Annotated in this window: 4 protein-coding genes; 3 read left to right on the top strand and 1 reads right to left on the bottom strand. The window is 62.5% G+C overall.

Translation table 11 applies throughout. From position 1 onward, the window contains the following. Positions 1-146: 146 nt before the first annotated feature. Positions 147-1,343: a DUF3142 domain-containing protein gene (locus AC07XF_RS28790; RefSeq protein ID WP_495029225.1), complete on the top strand. Its 1,197-nt coding sequence runs from the start codon at positions 147-149 to the stop codon at positions 1,341-1,343. Continuing rightward, on the top strand, positions 1,330-3,444 hold the full coding sequence (locus AC07XF_RS28785) for a hypothetical protein (RefSeq protein ID WP_495029224.1): 2,115 nt from the start codon (positions 1,330-1,332) through the stop codon (positions 3,442-3,444). The genes AC07XF_RS28790 and AC07XF_RS28785 overlap by 14 nt, the downstream gene beginning before the upstream one ends. A 3-nt stretch (positions 3,445-3,447) precedes the next feature. Here the strand turns inward: AC07XF_RS28785 and AC07XF_RS28780 are convergent, their stop codons facing one another. Then, positions 3,448-4,077 (bottom strand): LysE family translocator, encoded by a 630-nt coding sequence (locus AC07XF_RS28780; RefSeq protein WP_495029223.1) that lies wholly within the window; start codon positions 4,075-4,077, stop codon positions 3,448-3,450. Between the two features lie 145 nt (positions 4,078-4,222). Here AC07XF_RS28780 and AC07XF_RS28775 point away from each other — a divergent pair, with 145 nt between their 5' ends. Continuing rightward, entirely contained in the window at positions 4,223-4,696 is a 474-nt protein-coding gene (locus AC07XF_RS28775) for an Lrp/AsnC family transcriptional regulator (protein WP_085723574.1), read from the top strand. Positions 4,697-4,770 lie beyond the last annotated feature (74 nt).

Genomic DNA, 4,770 nt, shown 5'->3' with positions numbered 1-4,770 from the left:
CCCCCCCCCCCCCCTCCCCCCCCCCCCCCCCCCCCCCCCCCCCCCCCCCCCCCCCCCCCCCCCCCCCCCCCCCCCCCTCCCACAAGGTTTGCGGTGTTCAAACGCTTGACGCGGCCCTTTCTGCATTTCAGGGACAGGCGTTTTCAATGGTTTTTTTCACTCGCTCGATCGCCTTGCTGCTGGCGCTGGTGCTGACCTCCGGATGCGAAAGGCACGACGCACCGCCGCTGGATCAACAGCTTTACGTCTGGCAGCGGCAGTGGACGCCGGCCCACGACGCTGCCCTCAGGGACAGCCGCGGCGATTTTTCGACGTTGCGGGTGCTGGCCTTGCAGGCCTTCCCCAATGCCGGCTGGAGCCGTGCCCGAATTGATCCGGTACTGCTCAAGCGCGATGGCCGGCCGGTGATTGCGGTGATTCGCCTGGATGGGCAGCTCAAGGCACTGGATCAGGAAGAGGTCACAGCGCAGATCCGCCAGGTGATCAGCAATTGGCAGGGACAAGGATTGAACCTCGCCGGCGTAGAAATCGACCACGACGCCGGTAACGCCCGGCTACTGGCGTACCGCGAATTTCTGGCGCATTTGCGTGAAGCGCTGCCGACTTCGCTGCCGCTGAGCATCACTGCGTTGCCGTCCTGGCTCGACAGTCGCGAACTGCCGGCGTTGTTATCCACAGTCGACAGCAGCGTGTTGCAGGTGCACGCGGTGAGCGATCCGCGTCGTGGCTTGTTTGATGCCGATCAGGCCCGGCAATGGGCGAAGGCCTGGAGCCGCATCACGACGAAACCGTTCTATCTGGCGCTGCCGGCCTATGGCGTGGCGTTGCTGCCGTCGACGGGTGGCGCGCCTGTTGTGGAAAGCGAAGTGACTGTGGAGCGTGAAGGCCTGCGCCGGGAATTACTCGCCGATCCACTGTCGTTGCGCACCCTCGGTAGCGAGTTGCGTGCCGATCCACCCGAGCATCTGGCGGGCCTGATCTGGTTTCGCCTGCCATTGGTCAACGACCGTCGGGCCTGGAGTTTGACCACCTTGCGTGCCGTGGCTCGCGGTGATGTCCTCGACAGTCGATTGACGCTGAAACTCTCGGCCGATAATGGCCTCTATGACATCGGCATCAGCAACCAGGGCAATCTCGACAGCGCCTGGCCCGAACGCCTGACACTGGCGGTCAGTGGTTGTGAGGGGGCCGATGCCTTGGCCGGTTACGCGTTGCAACAGCGACCGGATCTGCTTACCTTCACCCGCCTGCGCGATGGCCGAATTCCGGCTGGCGGACAGCGTGCCATTGGTTGGGCTCGCTGCGCACACATTGATCAAGGAGGTTCGAATGTTCACCCGTAACTGGCCGCGTCATTTGCTTTGCCTGAGCCTCAGCCTGCCGCTGGGTTCGGCGCTGGCCTGCGGCCCGGACTTCCCCATGCGTCTGCTGGATAACCGTGGCCAGTCGCTGGCGGAACTGCCGGAAGGCAACTTCAGCTTCGAAATCAGCCGCCTCGGCCACGCCATCCGGGGATTGAAGAACGTCAGTGCCGTCGCTGACAGCATGAATGAGCCAGATCACGCCGCGCAGCGGGATCAAGCCGAGCAGGCCGGATTGAGCGCCGAACAGCAAGTGCTGGTAAAACACTTGCGCAGCCTGACCGATGCCCGTCAGGTTGAAACCCAAGGTGCGCAACTGCCGCCCGAGCTCAAGTTGTACCTGGCGGGTGCCGTGGCATTTGGCGCGGATGATCCTGCCTTGGCCGCCGGGTATTTCAAGAAAGTGCTGGCCTTGCCCGCCGAGCAACGGGCCTCGCGCAGCACCTGGGCTGCTTACTCGTTGGGGCGCGCGCTGTTCGCCATGAGCGCTGAAGCCGATGCGGCTCCGGATCTGCTCGAACAATCCCGCAAGGCTTTTGAGCAAACCCGGCAACTGAGCATCGATGGCTTCAGCGATCCGCTGGAACTGGGTGTCGCCAGCCTCGGCGAAGAAGCCCGGGTGGCGCGTACCGCCGGTGACTGGAACCGCGCCATCGAACTGTACGCCACGCAAAATCTGCATGGCTCGGCAGTGGGCTACACCTCGTTGAAGGTGTTGATGGCGGAACTGCTGGCGCTGCCGGATGATCAACTGGCCGAGTTGCTCAAGGGCCAACCCGTGCAGCAGTTGGTGACCGCATCGCTGATCAGCCGGTTGGGCTTGTCGTTTGGCGGTCAACCCGTAAACGAACAAAAAATGATCAAGCTGCTGCAAAACAGCACTCGCGGCAGTCTCGAAAATGCCGATCGCCTGGCGGCGATGAATTATCAACAGGGCGATTACGCCAGCGCCAAGGCCTTCCTCGAGCATGCCGGCGATGGCGGGTTGGCCTGGTGGCTGCGGGCAAAACTGGCGGTGCGCGAGGGCGATAAAAACGCGGCCGCCGCAGCCTATGCCAAAGCAGCCCAGGCCTTCCCGCAGAATGAATCCTGGGGCGAGCGACGGACACCGGACTTCGATTACGAAACACTTCAGCCCAAATGCCGGGTCGAGGGTGAAAGTGCGATCCTGGCCCTGCAACGCGGGGACTACCTGCAGGCCTTCGATCAGCTGTATCGCAGCAAAGGCATTTACTGGTTCGACGCCGCCACCGTCGCCGAGCGCGTGTTGACCCTCGAAGAACTCAAGCACTACGTCGACACACAAGTGCCAGCACCGCCGCCGCTCAGCCAGCAGGACCGCGATAACTACGTGCCCTTGCCAGTGGCGGCGAGCCTGCGCAATCTGCTGGGGCGGCGTTTGCTGCGCGAGGGGCATTACGAGGATGCGCTGATGTACTTCGATAATGACGGCTTGCGACACAAGGCCAGGTTGTATGGCGAGCAACGTCTGGCGGCTGATTCTGCCTGGTGGCCGACCCGTCGCGCCGCTGCGCTGTTCAATGCGGCCTGGACGGCACGCGAGTGGGGCATGGACATTCTGGGCTATGAATCGGCGCCGGATTACGCCACGTTCGGCGGTAACTTTGTTCTCGAAAACGCCGAACTCAAAGTCGGTCCATTGGTGGCCGAGGATGAAGTGAAGCGCCAGCAGGCCAGCGCTGCCCAACCTGATCGGCGTTATCACTATCGCTTCGTGGCCACGGCGTTGGCGAGCAAGGCCGCGGATAACTTGCCTCACACCAGCCAGGCGTTTGCAGCGGTGCTGTGCGAAGCGTCGGGGTGGAACAGCAGCCTTGAGGAGCAACGTGCGATTTATCAGCGCTATGTCAAAGAAGGGCCTTACGTGGAATGGGCCGCCGATTTCGGCCACCAATGCCCGTATCCCGACTTCGAGAACGCCGACAAACGCTACGTGACTCAAGTCACCGACGCTGCGCGTTCGTCTTTGCGGCCGTACAAGCTACCGTTACAGGTCGGTGGCGTACTGGCGGTCGCGGCAGCCGCGTTGTTTTTGTTCAATCGCCGCCGCAAGGCGCAGTAAGGTTCAAGCCTGTTGCACGAAGGTCAGTCGCACGGCGAAACCGATCAACAGGCTACCGAACAACCATTGCTGCAAGCGCTGGGCAGAGGGGCTGCGTTGCAGCCACCGGCCCAATGCCGCACCGACCAGGGCGTAGGCGCTGTCGAACAGCAAACCGACGCCGACCAGCACCACGCCCAACGTCGCGAATTGTCCGAGCACTGGCCCGGCCTGTGGATTGATGAATTGCGGCAGCAGCACCGAGCAGAACAACAGTGCCTTGGGGTTGAGCAGGTTGGTCAGCAGTCCGCGCCGGATGGCTGCACTCCAGCGCGGTTTTTCGCCGGTTGTGTCGGCGTTGGTCAAGCTCGGCAGCATGGTGGTTCGCAGGCACTGAATGCCGATCCACAGCAGATACGCGGCGCCTGCCAGGCGCACCACGTCGAAGGTCCAGGGCGCAGCCTTGAACAGTGCCGCCAGGCCCAGCGCCGCCAATGCCACATGACAACCGCGGGCGATGCCCAGGCCTATTGCCGTGGCCAGCGCGGCGCCTTTGCCCTGGCGGGCACCGGTCTGCAACAGCAGGATCATGTCGGGCCCCGGCAAGAGATAGACCACTGCCAATGCCATGAAAAACAGCCAGAGCCCTTGCATGTTGCACCCCATTCGTTGTCGATTCGGTCGTGCCAGTCTAGGGCTGGAGGGCGGGGCAGGTGCTTGCGTTGTTAGCTTCTATCGGAGTCTGTATTGGCATAATCTGCCACTTTATTTCGCTTCAACCATCGGGATCTGCCAAACCATGAAACTTGACGCCTACGACCGCAAGATTCTCGCGGCACTGCAACGGGATGGTCGCCTGAGCAATGTGCAACTGGCAGACGAGATCGGCCTGTCGGCATCGCCTTGTTTGCGCCGGGTTCGGATGCTTGAAGAGGCGGGGGTTATTCGCGGCTACCAGGCCAATCTGGATCGCGACGAAGTGGGTTTGGGGCTGACGGTGTTTGTCGGGGTCAAGGTCGAGCGTCATAACGACGAACAAGCCGAATCCTTTCGCCTGGCGGTGACGGCATTGCCCGAGGTGATTTCGGCGTTTCTGGTGTCAGGGGAGTCGGACTTTCTGCTGCAGGTGGTGGTGCCGGACCTGCGTGCCTATGACCGGTTTCTCACCGGACGTTTGCTGAAACTGCCGGGTGTGAGCGACATCCGCAGCAACTTTGCGATTCATACGGTGAAGGCCCCGGGGGCATTGCCGCTGGAGCATTTGCCGCTTTAGACCGAGTCGTCTGCCTTCGCGAGCAAGCCCGCTCCCACAAGGATTGCGCTGTACCTGTGGGAGCGGGCTTGCTC

It is taken from the genome of Pseudomonas sp. GW821-FHT01C01, from assembly GCF_059422645.1.
The sequence above is the reverse complement of the archived record's forward strand: the minus strand, read 5'-3'. Positions and strand labels throughout refer to the sequence as shown.

Bases quoted from the DNA above. Each gene is read 5' to 3' on its own strand.
- AC07XF_RS28790 (WP_495029225.1), top strand. From the start codon at position 147: ATGGTTTTTTTCACTCGCTCGATCGCCTTGCTGCTGGCGCTGGTGCTG.
- AC07XF_RS28785 (WP_495029224.1), top strand. From the start codon at position 1,330: ATGTTCACCCGTAACTGGCCGCGTCATTTGCTTTGCCTGAGCCTCAGC.
- AC07XF_RS28780 (WP_495029223.1), bottom strand. From the start codon at position 4,077: ATGCAAGGGCTCTGGCTGTTTTTCATGGCATTGGCAGTGGTCTATCTC.
- AC07XF_RS28775 (WP_085723574.1), top strand. From the start codon at position 4,223: ATGAAACTTGACGCCTACGACCGCAAGATTCTCGCGGCACTGCAACGG.